Here is a 16,612-nt window from a genome sequence, read left to right on the forward strand (position 1 = left end):
TGCCATTAAGCAGGACGAAGCGCCTCTTCGTCCTCTCACCCCTTCTCTTTTTCCCCGTTTTTCGCCAGGATTGTTAAATGCCATTACGGTAATTTATGATTCTGGAGTAAATGTGACTAAAACCAATCTCATCACCGGTTTTCTCGGCAGTGGCAAAACCACCTCTATTCTTCATTTATTGGCAAACAAAGATCCTGCTGAGAAGTGGGCCGTGCTGGTTAATGAGTTTGGTGAAGTTGGCATTGATGGCGCGTTGCTGGCCGACAGCGGTGCGCTGCTAAAAGAGATCCCCGGCGGCTGTATGTGCTGTGTTAACGGTCTGCCAATGCAGGTTGGCCTCAATACGCTGCTGCGTCAGGGAAAACCCGACCGCCTGCTGATTGAACCCACCGGCCTCGGGCATCCCAAACAGATTCTGGATTTACTCACCGCTCCGGTTTATGAGCCGTGGATCGATCTGCGCGCAACCCTCTGTATCCTTGATCCTCGCCTGTTACTGGATGAGAAAAGCGTCGCCAATGACAATTTCCGCGATCAGCTGGCCGCTGCTGATATCATTGTTGCCAACAAAACCGACCGTGCCACGACGGAAAGCGAAAACGCCCTGCAAAGCTGGTGGCAACACTACGGTGGTAATCGCCAGTTAGTTCATGCCGACCATGGGCAAATTGACGGACAGCTACTGGATTTGCCCCGACTAAACCTGGCGGAGCTTCCTGCAAGCGCGGAGCACGCCCATAGCCATGCCAACAAAAAGGGGCTGGCAGCGTTGAGCTTACCCGCACAGCAGCGCTGGCGTCGTAGCCTGAACAGCGGTCAGGGCCATCAGGCCTGCGGTTGGATTTTTGACGCCGATACGGTGTTCGATACCATCGGTCTGCTGGAATGGTCGCGTCTTGCCCCGGTTGGGCGCGTGAAGGGGGTAATGCGTATTAAAGAAGGACTGGTACGCATTAACCGCCAGGGAGACGACTGGCATATAGAAACGCAAAACGTCGCTCCACCGGATAGCCGTATTGAACTCATCGCCGATACCGAGACCGACTGGAATGCGTTACAGAGCGCGTTGTTGAGACTTCGTTTAGACGCTAGCGCGTAAGGTTGCCTTCGTTTTTAGCAATGGTAAACGACGATGAAAACCCGATACCCTTTAATCCTCCTGCTTAATATTGCGGGCCTGGCACTGTTTCTGTCCTGGTATATTCCAGCCGGGCATGGGTTCTGGTCTTCACTCGATACGGGCGTCTTCCGATTTTTTAATCACAAATTGATTGAAAGCCCACTGTTCTTATGGGTTGTTGCTATCACTAATAATCGGGCATTTGATGGCTGCTCATTGCTGGCTATGGGCGCATTGATGCTGCACTTTTGGCTCAAAGAGACGTCGGAAGGTCGCAGACGCATTGTGGCAATTGGTTTGGTTATGCTGCTCACTGCAGTGGTATTAAACCAACTGGGCCAGGCGCTTATTCCCGTTAAACGCGCCAGCCCCACGCTTATGCTGGATAATATTTATCGCGTCAGCGAACTGCTGCATATTCCGACCAAGGATGCGTCGAAAGACAGTTTTCCTGGCGATCACGGCATGATGCTGCTTATTTTTTCCGCATTCATGCTGCGTTATTTCGGAAAAGTCGCAGGAATAATCGGCCTTATTATTGCTGTGGTTTTTGCCTTCCCGCGCGTAATGATTGGCGCCCACTGGCTCACCGATATCGTGGTTGGTTCCATGACGGTGGTCTTGATTGGCCTTCCCTGGTGGCTAATGACGCCATTAAGCGACCGATTAGTCACTCTGTTCGTGAATTATCTACCCGGCAAAAACAAACAATTTTTAAACAAATAACGCAGAGTAATTAACATCATCAGGGATACTTCTGATTCCCTGATGATGCTGGGCAATATTTCATCATTCTGATTGTCATTCTCCTGTCATCTTATTCATGTTTAAAATGAGTAGGTTGCGTATTTTTTGCCCTAACTGTTCTTAATTTAGACAATGCCGTTTATTCACTTTCTGTATCAATTTTTCTTATAAGAAATCACGTAAAATCACTCGCATTGACCGGAACGATCGGGTAATCTCGAACTCGTTTTGCCTCGCGGGATAATTATTCCCTTTCAGAATAAATTTGTGCGTTCTGCCACAGATTTGACCTTAAGGAATTGTCTCATCGTGCGATGGTAATTAGTCTCGTCACGTTTGGCATTTTTTATAACGATATTTATCGTTAAGGACTTCAAGGGAAAACAAACAAAATGGTCAAATCTCAACCGATTTTGAGATATATCTTGCGGGGCATACCCGCGATAGCAGTTGCGGTTCTGCTTTCTGCATGTAGCACAACGAACACCGCCAAGAATATGCATTCTGAGACGCATGCTGTGGGCAATGGAGATAACTCTTCACTGCAAGCCTCTCAGGATGAATTTGAAAATATGGTACGTAATATCGATGTTAAATCACGTATTATGGACCAGTATGCTGACTGGAAAGGCGTGCGTTACCGCCTTGGCGGCAGCACCAAAAAAGGTATTGATTGCTCAAGCTTCGTGCAGCGTACATTCCGCGAGCAATTTGGTTTAGAGCTTCCGCGCTCAACCTATGAACAACAGGAAACGGGAAAATCCGTTTCGCGCACTAATCTGCGCACAGGCGATCTGGTTCTGTTCCGTGCTGGTTCTACTGGCCGTCACGTCGGTATTTATATCGGTAACAACCAGTTTGTACATGCCTCGACCAGCAGTGGCGTTATCATTTCCAGCATGAACGAGCCTTACTGGAAAAAACGTTACAACGAAGCTCGCCGGGTTCTGAGCCGCAGTTAGTTTCGTTTGGCAGCTATCCCTTGGCTATCCTGATGAGACATTCCAAAAGCACTGCTTCGGCGGTGCTTTTTTGTTTCACCCTGCGACTAAGAAAAATCTCACAACATGAGTCATTTCAGGTTATATTCATACAGAGTAAGCGGTTAAATCAGGTAAAATAAGGATCTATGTTCAGACGCTCTTCTTCATCCGGTCGGAAAATCCTGCTTTCCTGTATGTTAACGGGGCTTATCGTCGCAATACTCGTGAGTACCCTGCAGTTTTTCGTCACCTGGCATAAACGAGAAGTTAAGTACGACACGCTCCTTGCCGATATCCAGAATTACGTCAGCAGCTACTTTACCGACCTCAAAACCACCACCGATGCCCTTCAGCCGCTGGTTGCCAACAGTTGCCAACAAGTTGGCGCTAAACTGACCTCCAGTGCAGCCTTTAGCCTGAACGTTCGCGCTTTCTTACTGGTAAAAGACGGTATCGCTTTCTGCTCTTCCGCAACAGGTTCCATGTTCACTCCGATTTTAGATTTGATCCCGAACCTCGATATCAGCAGAAATATTGATGTGGAATTACTTCCCGGTACGCCCATGATGCCGGACAAACCAGCGATCATGATTTGGCACCGAAACGCGTCGTTCAACGATAGCGGCGTATTTACCTCACTGAATATCAATCTGGCACCTTACCTACTCTATACCGCCCGGCAGGATGATTTTGACGGTATTGCGATTATCGTCGGTAATACCGCAATTTCGACATTCTCATCGCGAATCATCGATGTCTCCGCTCTTCCTCATACCTCCTGGCGGCAGGCCACTCTTGAAGGGATCCCGCTTAAAATTCGCTTATACGCACAAGAGTGGAACTATACCGACGTCTGGTATTCTATTTTGTTGGGATGTATGGCCGGGATTATTGCCGCCCTTCTCCTCTGGTACTACATCTACAGCATCCGTTTACGCCCAGGCAAAGATATCCTCAACGCCATCAAGCATAACCAGTTTTATGTGGTGTACCAGCCCGTCGTAGAGATGCAAACGCTGGAAGTGAAAGGCGTCGAGGTCCTGTTACGTTGGAATCACCCAACAACGGGCGAGATCCCACCGGATGCCTTTATTCATTACGCTGAATCACAGAAAATGATTGTCCCGCTGACTCAGCATCTCTTTAAGTTGATCGCCCAGGATGCCCCGGCGCTGCAAAAAGTGTTACCCGCTGGCGCAAAATTGGGGATCAATATCGCGCCATCGCATCTGCATGGCGAGACATTTAAAGACGACATCCGGCACCTGCACGCTTCACTTCCCGCAAACTATTTTCAGATAGTGCTGGAAATCACTGAACGAGATATGCTCAATCAGAACGAGGCCACAAAGCTATTTGAATGGCTGCATTCCGCAGGTTTTGAAATTGCGATTGATGATTTTGGCACCGGCCATAGCGCGCTTATTTATCTGGAACGCTTTACCGTTGACTACCTGAAAATCGATCGTGGGTTTATTAACGCCATTGGAACAGAAACCCTGACCTCTCCGGTTCTGGACGCCGTGTTGACACTTTCTAAACGTCTTAATATGCTGACGGTTGCGGAAGGGGTAGAAACTCCTGAGCAAGCCCGTTGGCTGCGCGATCGTGGGGTGCATTTTTTCCAGGGATACTGGATTAGCCGACCATTAAAGCTTGCTGATTTTGTGCGTTGGATGGCGCAACCCAATAAGCCGACGTGGTGATCGCAGTATGCGATTCATATACTCTCACTCGCCGCTACATCCCTTATCTTTCAGGCATGATGCCCGTCGGGTTGTGGCAGGAAAAGGAAATCGCTTTTATATGATCCCTCGCGTACTGCTTCTGTTTATTACCCTCATCGGGTTTAGCGCCCAGGCGCAATCCATCAAAGAAAGCTATGCTTTTGCCGTACTGGGTGAACCGAAGTACGCATTTAACTTTAATCACTTCGATTATGTGAATCCCGCAGCCCCTAAAGGGGGTCAAATCACCCTGTCCGCCATTGGCACGTTTGACAACTTTAACCGCTATGCGATGCGCGGTAACCCCGGCGCACGTACCGAAACGCTTTACGATACGCTGTTTACCACCTCTGACGATGAACCTGGTAGCTATTACCCGCTCATTGCCGACAGCGCACGCTATGCTAACGACTATTCCTGGGTAGAAATTGCCATTAATCCACGAGCGCGTTTTCACGATGGCTCACCCATTACCGCCCGCGACGTCGCATTCACCTTCCACAAATTTATGACTGAAGGCGTGCCGCAGTTTCGTCTGGTCTACAAGGGAACAACGGTAAAAGCCATCGCGCCATTAACCGTACGCATTGAATTAGCCAAACCGGGTAAAGAGGACATGCTCAGCCTGTTTTCATTACCCGTGATGCCAGAGAAGTACTGGAAAGATCATAAGCTCAGCGATCCCTTATCATCGCCACCGCTCGCCAGCGGCCCTTATCGCATTACGAAATGGAAGATGGGCCAGTATATTGTCTATTCGCGCGTCAAAGATTATTGGGCCGCTAATCTGCCCGTCAATCGTGGACGCTGGAACTTTGATACCATCCGCTACGACTACTATCTGGATGATAACGTCGCCTTTGAAGCGTTTAAGGCCGGTGCGTTTGATCTGCGTCTTGAAAATGATGCCAAAAACTGGGCGACGCGTTATACCGGGAAAAATTTCGCGAATCATTACATCATCAAAGATGAGCAAAAAAACGAGTCCGCGCAGGATACCCGCTGGCTGGCATTTAATATTCAGCGTCCGGTATTCAGCGACCGACGGGTACGGGAAGCCATCACGCTGGCCTTTGATTTTGAATGGATGAATAAAGCGCTGTTCTATAATGCCTGGAGCCGGACCAACAGCTATTTTCAGAATACCGAATATGCCGCGACAAAATACCCCGACGCAGATGAGCTGGTGATACTCGCGCCCTTGAAAAAAGATCTCCCCTCTGAGGTCTTTAGCCAAATCTATCAGCCGCCAAAATCAAAAGGCGATGGCTACGATCGCGACAACCTGTTGAAAGCCGATACCTTACTGGAGCAGGCCGGGTGGGTACTAAAGGGTCAGCAGCGGGTAAACAGCGCCAGCGGTAAACCTCTGAGCTTTGAACTGTTGCTCCCGGCGGGCAGCAACAGTCAATGGGTGCTGCCGTTCCAGCATAACCTGCAGCGCTTAGGTATTACCATGAATATCCGCCAGGTGGATAACTCACAAATCACGAACCGCCTGCGCAGTCGCGACTATGACATGATGCCGAGGTTGTATCGCGCGATGCCGTGGCCGAGTTCGGACCTGCAAATTCTGTGGGCCTCTCAATATATTGATTCCAGCTACAACGCCCCCGGCGTACAAAGCCCGGTGATTGATAAACTGATCGACCAAATCATCGCGGCACAAGGTGATAAAGCCAAATTGATCCCACTAGGCCGGGCACTGGACAGGGTATTAACCTGGAACTACTACATGTTGCCGATGTGGTTTATGGCAGAGGATCGCATCGCCTGGTGGGATAAATTTTCACATCCTGCTATTCGCCCAATTTACACCATTGGCCTCGACAACTGGTGGTATGACGTCAACAAAGCGGCGAAACTGCCCGCAGCCAGACGACAGGGAGAATAAATGGGCGCGTATCTGATTCGACGTCTACTGCTGGTGATCCCAACGCTTTGGGCCATCATCACCATCAACTTTTTTATCGTGCAAATTGCCCCAGGCGGCCCGGTTGAACAGGCCGTCGCCGCCATTGAGTTCGGGCAAAGCGGGGCATTACCCGGCGCGGGTAGCGAAGGCGTTCGCGCCAGCCACGCGCAAACCGGCGTTGGTAACATCAGCGACAGTAATTATCGAGGCGGCCGGGGTCTGGACCCGGAAGTGATCGCCGAAATCACTCGCCGCTATGGGTTCGATAAGCCCATTCATGAGCGTTACTTCAAAATGCTCTGGGATTACATTCGTTTCGATTTCGGTGACAGCCTGTTTCGTAGCGCCTCGGTGCTGACGCTTATCAAAGACAGCCTGCCTGTTTCCGTCACGCTGGGGCTGTGGAGTACGCTCATCATCTATCTGGTGTCGATACCGCTTGGGATCCGCAAAGCGGTGCATAACGGCAGCCGGTTTGATGTCTGGAGCAGCGCATTTATTATTGTCGGCTATGCCATACCGGCCTTTCTGTTTGCCATTTTGCTGATCGTCTTTTTTGCCGGGGGAAGCTACTACGACCTGTTCCCGCTTCGCGGGCTGGTTTCGGCCAATTTTGACTCCCTGCCCTGGTATCAGAAAGTAACCGACTACCTTTGGCATATTACCCTGCCGGTGCTGGCGACGGTGGTTGGTGGGTTTGCCGCGCTGACTATGCTGACCAAGAACTCATTTCTGGATGAGGTGCGCAAACAATATGTCGTCACCGCACGCGCTAAAGGGGTCAGCGAGAAAAATATTCTGTGGAAACATGTGTTTCGCAATGCCATGTTGCTGGTGATCGCCGGCTTCCCGGCAACGTTTATCAGCATGTTTTTTACCGGCTCACTGCTGATTGAAGTGATGTTTTCGCTTAACGGCCTGGGATTGCTGGGTTATGAATCCACCGTATCACGCGACTACCCGGTAATGTTTGGCACGCTTTATATCTTCACCCTGATCGGTCTGCTGCTGAATATCCTCAGCGACATCAGCTATACGCTGGTCGATCCTCGTATTGATTTTGAGGGACGATAATGTCGCGATTAAGCCCCGTCAATCAGGCCCGCTGGGCGCGCTTTCGCCACAACCGTCGCGGCTACTGGTCGCTGTGGATTTTTCTGGTGCTGTTCGGTCTTAGCCTGTGTTCAGAACTGATTGCCAATGATAAGCCGCTACTGGTGCGCTACGACAATAGCTGGTATTTCCCCCTGTTCAAAAACTACAGTGAAAGCGACTTCGGCGGACCGCTGGCGACTCAGGCTGATTATCAGGACCCGTGGCTACAACAGCGCCTGGAAAACCAGGGCTGGATCCTGTGGGCACCAATACGCTTTGGGGCCACCAGCATTAACTTTGCCACCGATAAGCCCTTCCCTTCCCCGCCTTCCGCACAAAACTGGCTGGGAACAGACGCCAACGGCGGTGATGTACTGGCGCGCATCCTCTACGGCACACGTATTTCTGTCTTGTTTGGTCTAATGCTCACCCTCTGTTCGAGCGTGATGGGCATTATGGCTGGCGCAATTCAGGGCTATTATGGCGGCAAGGTGGACCTGTGGGGGCAACGATTCATTGAAGTTTGGTCAGGAATGCCAACGCTGTTTCTCATCATCCTATTGTCGAGCGTGGTCCAGCCTAACTTCTGGTGGCTGCTGGGCATTACCGTACTGTTTGGCTGGATGAGCCTGGTTGGCGTGGTGCGCGCGGAATTTTTACGTACCCGAAACTTTGATTACATTCGAGCCGCTCAAGCGCTAGGCGTAAGCGATCGCAGTATTATTCTGCGTCATATGCTGCCCAACGCGATGGTCGCGGCCCTGACTTTTTTACCGTTTATTTTATGCGCCTCGATAACTACTCTGACCTCACTGGATTTTCTTGGGTTCGGTTTACCGCTTGGCTCGCCATCACTGGGAGAACTCCTGTTGCAGGGTAAAAACAACCTGCAGGCACCGTGGCTTGGCATCACCGCGTTCATCTCCGTTGCCCTGCTACTATCGCTACTGATCTTTATTGGTGAAGCGGTACGCGATGCGTTTGATCCCAACAAGGCGATTTAAAATGACACAACCTCTGTTAGCCATTGAAAATTTATCGGTAGGTTTTCGTCAACAAGAGACCGTGCGCACCGTAGTCAATGCCCTCTCACTACGGGTTGATGCCGGACAAACGCTGGCGCTGGTGGGCGAGTCTGGCTCGGGGAAAAGCGTGACCGCGCTTTCTATCCTACGGTTGTTACCGTCCCCTCCGGTAGTTTACCCTTCCGGGGACATCCGTTTTCATGGTGAATCATTACTTCACGCCAACGAGCAGACGCTTCGCGGCGTACGGGGGAATAAAATCGCCATGATTTTCCAGGAGCCGATGGTGTCACTGAACCCGCTCCACAATCTGGAAAAACAGCTTTATGAAGTGCTGTCGCTGCATAGGGGAATGCGTCGGGATGCGGCGCGGGCAGAAATCCTGACCTGCCTGGATCGCGTAGGCATCCGTCAGGCAGCCAAACGTCTCGCAGATTACCCGCACCAACTGTCCGGCGGTGAACGCCAGCGCGTGATGATCGCCATGGCACTGCTGACACGACCTGAGCTGCTTATTGCCGATGAACCGACTACCGCGCTGGACGTTTCCGTCCAGGCACAGATCCTGCAACTGCTGAGGGAACTACAGCGCGAACTGAACATGGGATTACTGTTCATCACCCACAACCTGAGCATTGTGAAAAAACTGGCCGATACCGTGGCGGTCATGCAAAACGGCCAGTGCGTTGAGCAAAATAGAGCAGCACAGTTGCTCACTGCGCCAACGCATCCCTACACGAAGAAATTGTTAAACAGCGAACCTTCCGGCGACCCGGTACCTTTACCTGTCGGGCAAGCTCCGTTGCTAGAAGTGGAAAAACTCCGCGTCGCCTTTCCTATCCGCAAAGGTATCCTGAAACGCGTGGTGGACCACAACGTCGTCGTTAACGACGTCAGTTTTTCCCTCCGGCCCGGTGAAACGCTGGGGCTGGTGGGAGAGTCAGGCTCCGGAAAAAGCACTACCGGACTGGCGCTTCTGCGGTTAATCACCTCGCAGGGAAGCATTGTGTTCGATGGGTTGGCACTGCATACCTTAAATCGACGCCAGCTGTTGCCGGTCCGTCACCGTATTCAGGTGGTATTTCAGGATCCCAACTCCTCGCTGAACCCACGCCTGAGCGTGCTACAGATTATCGAGGAGGGGTTGCGCGTTCATCAGCCTACCCTGTCAGCCGAACAACGCGAGGCACAGGTGAAAGCGGTAATGGCGGAAGTGGGATTGGATAGCGAAACGCGACATCGTTATCCTGCGGAGTTTTCTGGCGGACAACGCCAACGCATTGCTATTGCGAGAGCATTGATTCTCAAACCTTCCCTGATCATTCTGGATGAACCAACATCGTCGCTCGACAGGACCGTACAGGCGCAAATCCTGATGTTGTTAAAATCCTTACAGGAAAAGCATCGGCTGGCTTATATTTTTATCAGCCATGATTTGCACGTAGTACGCGCATTATGCCATCAGGTTATTGTGCTACGTCAGGGAGAGGTCGTGGAGCAAGGGCAATGCGAGCACGTCTTTAACGCACCACAGCAGGCCTATACGCGTCAGCTGCTCGCGCTAAGCTGACGCTCAAAAAGGATTGTTGTTTGAAAACGGTTCTGCGATAGCCACGCCGAAGTTTTTCAGTCTGCAGGTCGCGGCAAATTCGTCCTGGCGATTCACAAACAGGCACGGCTCCCCTTCACATTCCAGTACGGAACAAGGAACCTCGATATCACTGAGTGCCTGGCTGAGCTTATGCATGACTGACCACGCGCTGTCACCATCAGGACTGAGCAATTTGAGTGCCACCAGGCTGTTCTCATTACTCTGACCGTTTTGCGGAATCGGTTCAACTTTCGAACCTGCGAAACCCACCGACCAACGATAGCTCTGCGGCAGACGATGAACGATTGAGAGTTGTAATGTCATCACTTTCTTTCCCTGGAAGCACAATCACTTCACAATTATTTTACATCAATATTAACACATCATTGACAATACGTCTTTAGACAGTTGGTAAACGTTTACATCCAGTACTTATGCTGCTTACAGAACCCAGTAATTAAATTTATTCAACGGTTCTGGCATATTTCCGGGCTATATGTACTCGTTTCTGCGATCTAACTCAACCTTTTTAACTACAATGATGTGACTTTTTACATAAATTGATTTTACATAAAATAAACATAAGCGGGGGAAATGATAGATTTGCGGTTGATGTACATCAACTCTGGAGACCTTATGGCCCCCAGGTTGTGTAATAGATCACCGTTTTTGAGCGCGACTGGCGTAAAGATAGAAGAGAATTGAGCAGGTAGCGCAAAATGCGATCGACCATATCATTGGCCAGGCCGAGTTAAAGGTCGCCAGAGACAACAGGGCCCCGACAATGGCGCCAATGCCAAAGCGGAATGTCCCAGCCAGCGATGACGCCGTTCCCGCCATATGCGGAAATTCATCCAGAATAACCGCCATGGCGTTTGATGACACCATCGATACACAGCCAACAAACGCCGCAACGCCCACGACCAGAGCCCAGAACCCCAGCCCAAACAGTGCGCTAAAGACCATCCATCCCGCCATCACGAACTGGATCCACAGACCGGTACGGAACATATTCAATGCCCCAACCCGACGCACAAAGCGGCTGTTGATGATAGTCATCACGAACAGGAATACGATGTTCAATGCGAAGTAATAACCGAAATGCTGCGGTGAAACGTGGTTGATCTCAATGTAAACAAAGGGTCCGGCGCTCAGAAACGAGAACATCCCGGCAAAGCTGAACCCGCTGGCCAGCATATAGCTCAGCACTCGTTTATGACGAAACAGCGAGGCAAAGTTGCCAATAGTGGTACGCAGGCGAAACGGCTGGCGACGCTCTACAGGCAGGGTCTCTTTGATCAGCGTAAAGATCATCACCGACGCCAGAACAGCCGCCATGGCGAGGATCCAAAAGATATAGTGCCAGCTAAGCCATACCAGCACCCAACCACCCACGATAGGTGCCAACAAGGGCGCAATTGTCGTGACCAGCATGACGAATGACATCATGCGTGAGAACTCTTCCTTCGGATAGATATCGCGCATCAGGGCGTTGATAACCACGCTCGCCGCCGCGGCAGCCAGACCGTGGAAGAAACGCATCACGATCAGTTGATCAATAGTTTGCGCCAGTGCGCAGGCCACTGCCGCCGCCGCAAACACCAGCGTTCCGCCCAGAATCACCGGCTTGCGCCCAATGCTGTCAGCCATTGGGCCATAGAGCAACTGCCCCACTGCAAACCCCAGAATATAGGTACTGAGGGTCATCTGCGCGCTACCCGCAGGCACACCAAACTGTTCTGAGATAACAGGTAGCGCCGGAAGATACATATCAATCGACAACGGCATCAGCATGGCTAACAAGCCAAGGATAAAGACTATGGCAATTGACGAGTTCTGCCGGGTGGTCACATTTAGCTCCTGAAATTAACGCGGGGTTAAGTTAACGCTGGCGATTTCTTCTTCGGTCAATGGACGGTATTCACCCGGCTCCAGATCGTCATCAAGCCTGATGTCACCAATTCGTTCACGGTGCAGTTCCACAACGTGGTTACCCACCGCGGCAAACATACGTTTTACCTGATGATAACGCCCTTCGCTGATGGTCAATCGCACCTGAGTTGGCGTAATGACCTCCAGAACAGCCGGTTTGGTCAGGTCTTTTTCATTATGCAACTGTACGCCATGGGCAAACTGCTCGGCGGTATCGTCTGCCACTGGCGACTCCAGCGTCACCAGATAGGTTTTCTCACAATGGTGACGAGGAGAGGTGATACGATGCGACCACTGTCCGTCATCGGTCATCAGTACCAGTCCGGTGGTGTCGATATCCAGACGCCCTGCCGCATGCAATTTGTAGGCAACCGGTTCATCAAGGAAATAAAGCACCGTCGGATGATCCGGGTCATCCGTTGAGCAAACATAACCCTGAGGCTTATTCAGCATAAAATAGCGCGGGCCATTTTGTTGAACCAGGGAATTACCGTCATATTCGACGTCGTGTTCTGGTAGCAGCTTAAAGGCACTGTTTTTAACGATTTCACCGTCGACGGTAACGCGGTTAGCACGGATCTCACGCCCGGCAATAGCGCGGCTGACGCCGAGTTGCTGAGCGATAAATTTATCAAGTCGCATGAGTGTGATTTTTGCCTGTAAAAATACGAGAAGCGGGTTTACGCCCGAAAAGTGGGACTATTATCCGCCCAGTATAGCGGTGTTACACCATCCCTCAAGGGAAATGATTCATGGCATACTATACATTGTTGCTGTTTACCTTAATGAGCTCATGATTTTTACTCTTCGCCCGTACCAAAAAGAAGCCGTGGACGCCACGCTCAACCATTTTCGCCACCACCGCACCCCGGCGGTTATCGTCCTGCCAACCGGCGCGGGCAAAAGTCTGGTGATTGCTGAACTGGCCCGCGTGGCACGTGGTCGCGTACTGGTACTGGCGCACGTCAAAGAACTGGTCGCACAAAACCATGCCAAATATTGTGCGCTGGGGCTGGAAGCCGATATTTTTGCCGCAGGCCTGAAGCGTAAAGAGAGCCACGGGAAAGTAGTCTTTGGCAGCGTACAGTCGGTAGCGCGTAATCTGGACGCCTTTCAGGGTGAATTCTCCCTGCTGATCGTCGATGAATGTCATCGTATTGGCGATGATGAAGAGAGTCAGTATCAGCAAATCCTCACTCACCTGACTAAAGTAAATCCCCACTTACGTCTGCTCGGGCTTACCGCCACACCTTTTCGTTTGGGCAAGGGCTGGATTTATCATTTTCATTATCATGGTATGGTGCGCGGCGATGAAAAAGCGCTGTTTCGCGACTGCATTTATGAATTACCGCTGCGCTACATGATTAAACACGGCTACCTGACGCCGCCAGAACGCCTCGACATGCCGGTCGTGCAGTATGACTTTAGTCGCCTGCAGGCGCAGAGTAACGGCCTGTTTAGCGAAGCGGATCTGAATCAGGAGCTGAAAAAGCAGCAACGAATAACGCCGCATATCATCAGCCAGATTGTCGAGTTTGCCCAAACCCGCAAAGGGGTGATGATTTTCGCCGCCACCGTTGAGCACGCCAAAGAAATTCTGGGCCTGCTGCCCGCTGACGACGCCGCGCTAATCACTGGGGATACGCCAGGCGCTGAGCGCGACGTGCTGATTGAAGAGTTCAAAGCCCAGCGCTTTCGCTATCTGGTGAATGTGTCGGTCCTGACTACCGGCTTTGATGCCCCGCACGTTGACCTTATCGCCATTCTGCGCCCGACGGAGTCAGTTAGCCTTTACCAACAAATTGTCGGTCGCGGGTTGCGCCTTGCACCGGGTAAAACCGACTGTCTGATCCTCGATTATGCCGGCAACCCGCACGATCTGTACGCACCGGAAGTGGGTGCTCCGAAAGGGAAAAGCGACAACGTTCCGGTACAGGTGTTCTGTCCTGCCTGCGGATTTGCAAACACCTTCTGGGGCAAAACCACGGCAGACGGCACGCTGATTGAACATTTTGGCCGCCGCTGCCAGGGATGGTTTGAAGATGATGACGGCCATCGCGAACAGTGCGATTTTCGTTTCCGTTTTAAAAACTGTCCACAGTGCAACGCGGAAAATGACATTGCTGCCCGCCGTTGTCGGGAGTGCGACACGGTGCTGGTTGACCCGGATGACATGCTGAAAGCCGCGCTCAGGCTCAAAGATGCGCTGGTCCTGCGCTGTAGTGGTATGGTGTTACAAAACGGGCAGGATGATAAAGGCGAATGGCTGAAAATCACCTATTACGATGAAGATGGCGCTGACGTCAGCGAACGCTTTCGCCTGCACACTCCCGCGCAGCGTACGGCCTTAGAACAACTGTTTATTCGCCCGCACACCCGAACACCCGGTATACCCTTACGCTGGATAACCGCCGCCGATATCCTCAATCAGCAGGCGTTGTTACGGCATCCTGATTTCGTGGTGGCGCGCATGAAAGGTCAGTACTGGCAGGTCCGTGAAAAGGTCTTCGATTATGAAGGACGCTTTCGTCGGGCACATGAATTACGCGGTTAATCGTACTTTTGATTGATGTACCAGCCGTTTGAGTATAGAATCTCGCCCGCTTTTGCATACGCAAAGCAGATCACTTACCTGTTGCTGGGTCGCCTGTAGCAGGAATTATTAAAGAGAGATTTAAATGTTTACTATCAACGCTGAAGTACGTAAAGAGCAGGGTAAGGGTGCGAGCCGCCGCCTGCGTGCCGCTAACAAGTTCCCGGCAATCATCTACGGTGGCGCAGAAGCCCCGATTGCTATCGAACTGGATCACGATGCAGTTATGAACATGCAAGCTAAAGCTGAATTCTACAGCGAAGTTCTGACCATCGTTGTTGACGGTAAAGAAGTTAAAGTTAAAGCTCAGGCTGTACAGCGTCACCCGTTCAAGCCGAAGCTGTCCCACATCGACTTCGTTCGCGCGTAATCGCAAACAAGTTGAAGAAAAACCCCGCCAAGGCGGGGTTTTTTTATGGGGTTTTGTCATCGATACTGATGGTTCTCGTCGACCGGATAAGGCGTTAACGCTCTCACCCGGCACACGGTTTTATTTCCCGCCAGACGTGCGGCGCTGCAGCTGGTCGCGCAGGTTCGGCGGCGTACCTTTGATGGTCAAGGTGTCCGTCGCCGGATCCCAGAAAATACGTTCACCCAGTAACATAGCGTCGAAGTTAATGGTTAACCCACCGCCGCTGCCGGCAAATTTGGTTAACTGACGCAGCGTACTGCGATCCGCAGGGAAGCTCTCTTCCAGCTCGTAGCCTTTATCAGCGGTAAATTCGCTGAAGCTGACTTCACTGACGCCGGAAAGCTCTTTAGACAGCGACTCCAGTTCGATCTCTTCACCAGCCTGCAGCTGCTCGTTACAGTAGCTGTACACCTGCTGACGCACGTTCTGGCGTTCGGCTTTATCGAGTTGAGCCTCATTGGTAAAGTCATCGAGCGCCTGCAGCAGGCCACGGTTTTGTGCTTTGGCGTTCAGACCTTCGCTGGCACCGAGGAAATCCATAAAGAAATCGGCGACTTTGCGCCCTACCCGCCCTTTCAGGAACGTCAGATAGCGTGTGGACTCCGGATTGGTTTCCCACTCGGTTAAATCAATACGCGCCACGATGTCCGCATGATTGATATCCAGATAGTGCGTCGGGTTGATATCCAGATTTTCATTGACGCGCATGCTGCTTAAATTGTTCAGCACGGCGACCAGCAGATACTCTACCGCCAGATAGCGGTAATGGCAGAACAGGACAATGCCGCCGTCGGCAAAAGGATATTTCGCCAGCTCGTCCCGCAAGCGTCCGGTCGCGGCACGACTAAATGCCAGAAAATCCTCTTCGCCCTGACGCTGTAAACGCAGCGTTTGCGCCAGTTCACTCTCTTCGCTAAACAGGCCATAGGCTTTATTCTTGGCGCTATACACCCGATGCAACTCAGCCATCATATCGACAACCGTCGCTGTCGGTTCCAGTAATGAATCGCGCAAGACCAGCTCAAGGTTCTGCTCGTCACGTTTGATAAGCTGGTGCAGGGCAATCTGGTTGATATCCAGACTCATGATAAACTCTCCTTTTAGACCGGGCGGTATTCAACCACCTGCCGGGCAGTGACGCAATAGAAGATAAAAAAGCAGAAAAAAAACTGTCTGTACGGTAATATGTTGCCCTTTCATGAACAGACTGATTTCGATTTATGCCACAAATTTCCCGCTATAGTGACGAACACGTTGAACAACTGCTGAATGAGATGCTCAACGTACTGGAAAAACATAAGGCGCCGACCGACCTTTCCCTGATGGTTCTGGGAAACATGGTGACTAACCTTATCAATACAAGCATCGCACCGGCCCAGCGCCAGGCGATTGCCAACTCTTTTGCCCGCGCATTGCAGTCTTCGGTAAACGACGACCAAGCGCATTAAGAGCCTGCTCCGGGGAAACGAACA

15 protein-coding genes are annotated in these 16,612 nt (G+C 51.3%); 11 read left to right on the forward strand and 4 right to left on the reverse strand.

The window, feature by feature from the left end; all coding sequences use genetic code 11:
• The first annotated feature begins 112 nt into the window (after nt 1-112).
• From OGX97_RS21370 to yejF, 8 genes are all read left to right on the forward strand, one after another.
• Nucleotides 113-1,099, forward strand: a complete 987-nt coding sequence (locus OGX97_RS21370) for a CobW family GTP-binding protein (protein ID WP_003834563.1) — start codon at nt 113-115, stop codon at nt 1,097-1,099.
• Between the two features lie 33 nt (nt 1,100-1,132).
• Nucleotides 1,133-1,846, forward strand: coding sequence for a phosphatase PAP2 family protein (locus OGX97_RS21375; protein ID WP_048215899.1), 714 nt, complete (start codon nt 1,133-1,135; stop codon nt 1,844-1,846).
• Nucleotides 1,847-2,259: 413 nt separating this feature from the next.
• Complete coding sequence (mepS, locus tag OGX97_RS21380) at nt 2,260-2,829, forward strand: bifunctional murein DD-endopeptidase/murein LD-carboxypeptidase (protein ID WP_003834567.1); 570 nt, start codon at nt 2,260-2,262, stop codon at nt 2,827-2,829.
• Nucleotides 2,830-2,996: 167 nt separating this feature from the next.
• Nucleotides 2,997-4,556 carry a cyclic di-GMP phosphodiesterase gene (locus tag OGX97_RS21385; RefSeq protein WP_103285560.1) on the forward strand — a complete coding sequence of 520 codons (1,560 nt, stop codon included), beginning with the start codon at nt 2,997-2,999 and terminating at the stop codon, nt 4,554-4,556.
• A gap of 100 nt (nt 4,557-4,656) precedes the next feature.
• Nucleotides 4,657-6,471, forward strand: a complete 1,815-nt coding sequence (locus OGX97_RS21390; RefSeq protein ID WP_111465321.1) for an extracellular solute-binding protein — start codon at nt 4,657-4,659, stop codon at nt 6,469-6,471.
• Complete coding sequence (locus OGX97_RS21395; protein ID WP_103285562.1) at nt 6,472-7,566, forward strand: microcin C ABC transporter permease YejB; 1,095 nt, start codon at nt 6,472-6,474, stop codon at nt 7,564-7,566.
• Nucleotides 7,566-8,591 (forward strand): ABC transporter permease, encoded by a 1,026-nt coding sequence (locus OGX97_RS21400; RefSeq protein ID WP_003834577.1) that lies wholly within the window; start codon nt 7,566-7,568, stop codon nt 8,589-8,591. Before OGX97_RS21395 ends, OGX97_RS21400 begins: the two co-directional genes overlap by 1 nt.
• A 1-nt stretch (nt 8,592) precedes the next feature.
• Nucleotides 8,593-10,182: a microcin C ABC transporter ATP-binding protein YejF gene (gene yejF / locus OGX97_RS21405; protein ID WP_279850743.1), complete on the forward strand. Its 1,590-nt coding sequence runs from the start codon at nt 8,593-8,595 to the stop codon at nt 10,180-10,182.
• A 3-nt stretch (nt 10,183-10,185) separates the two neighbouring features.
• On the opposite strand, the gene OGX97_RS21410 is transcribed toward yejF, so the two are convergent.
• The 3 genes from OGX97_RS21410 to rsuA all read right to left on the reverse strand — a co-directional run bounded on the left by OGX97_RS21410 (nt 10,186) and on the right by rsuA (nt 12,777).
• Nucleotides 10,186-10,530 (reverse strand): YejG family protein, encoded by a 345-nt coding sequence (locus OGX97_RS21410; RefSeq protein ID WP_085951589.1) that lies wholly within the window; start codon nt 10,528-10,530, stop codon nt 10,186-10,188.
• A gap of 333 nt (nt 10,531-10,863) precedes the next feature.
• Nucleotides 10,864-12,054 carry a Bcr/CflA family multidrug efflux MFS transporter gene (locus tag OGX97_RS21415; RefSeq protein WP_003834584.1) on the reverse strand — a complete coding sequence of 397 codons (1,191 nt, stop codon included), beginning with the start codon at nt 12,052-12,054 and terminating at the stop codon, nt 10,864-10,866.
• A 15-nt stretch (nt 12,055-12,069) separates the two neighbouring features.
• Entirely contained in the window at nt 12,070-12,777 is a 708-nt protein-coding gene (gene rsuA / locus OGX97_RS21420) for a 16S rRNA pseudouridine(516) synthase RsuA (protein ID WP_008785291.1), read from the reverse strand.
• Between the two features lie 151 nt (nt 12,778-12,928).
• Here rsuA and OGX97_RS21425 point away from each other — a divergent pair, with 151 nt between their 5' ends.
• The gene (locus tag OGX97_RS21425; RefSeq protein ID WP_279850742.1) at nt 12,929-14,689 is read left to right on the forward strand and encodes a DEAD/DEAH box helicase; all 1,761 of its coding nucleotides are present in this window, start codon (nt 12,929-12,931) and stop codon (nt 14,687-14,689) included.
• A 124-nt stretch (nt 14,690-14,813) separates the two neighbouring features.
• Nucleotides 14,814-15,098 (forward strand): 50S ribosomal protein L25, encoded by a 285-nt coding sequence (rplY, locus tag OGX97_RS21430; protein WP_003027502.1) that lies wholly within the window; start codon nt 14,814-14,816, stop codon nt 15,096-15,098.
• A gap of 120 nt (nt 15,099-15,218) precedes the next feature.
• Here rplY and yejK read toward each other — a convergent pair whose 3' ends face one another.
• On the reverse strand, nt 15,219-16,226 hold the full coding sequence (gene yejK, locus OGX97_RS21435) for a nucleoid-associated protein YejK (RefSeq protein WP_048234884.1): 1,008 nt from the start codon (nt 16,224-16,226) through the stop codon (nt 15,219-15,221).
• A 134-nt stretch (nt 16,227-16,360) separates the two neighbouring features.
• On the opposite strand from yejK, the gene OGX97_RS21440 reads away from it, so the two are divergent.
• On the forward strand, nt 16,361-16,588 hold the full coding sequence (locus OGX97_RS21440; protein ID WP_003027506.1) for a YejL family protein: 228 nt from the start codon (nt 16,361-16,363) through the stop codon (nt 16,586-16,588).
• Nucleotides 16,589-16,612 lie beyond the last annotated feature (24 nt).

The sequence above is a fragment of the Citrobacter sp. Cpo061 genome, from assembly GCF_030332845.1.
GTDB classification, from domain to species: domain Bacteria; phylum Pseudomonadota; class Gammaproteobacteria; order Enterobacterales; family Enterobacteriaceae; genus Citrobacter; species Citrobacter portucalensis.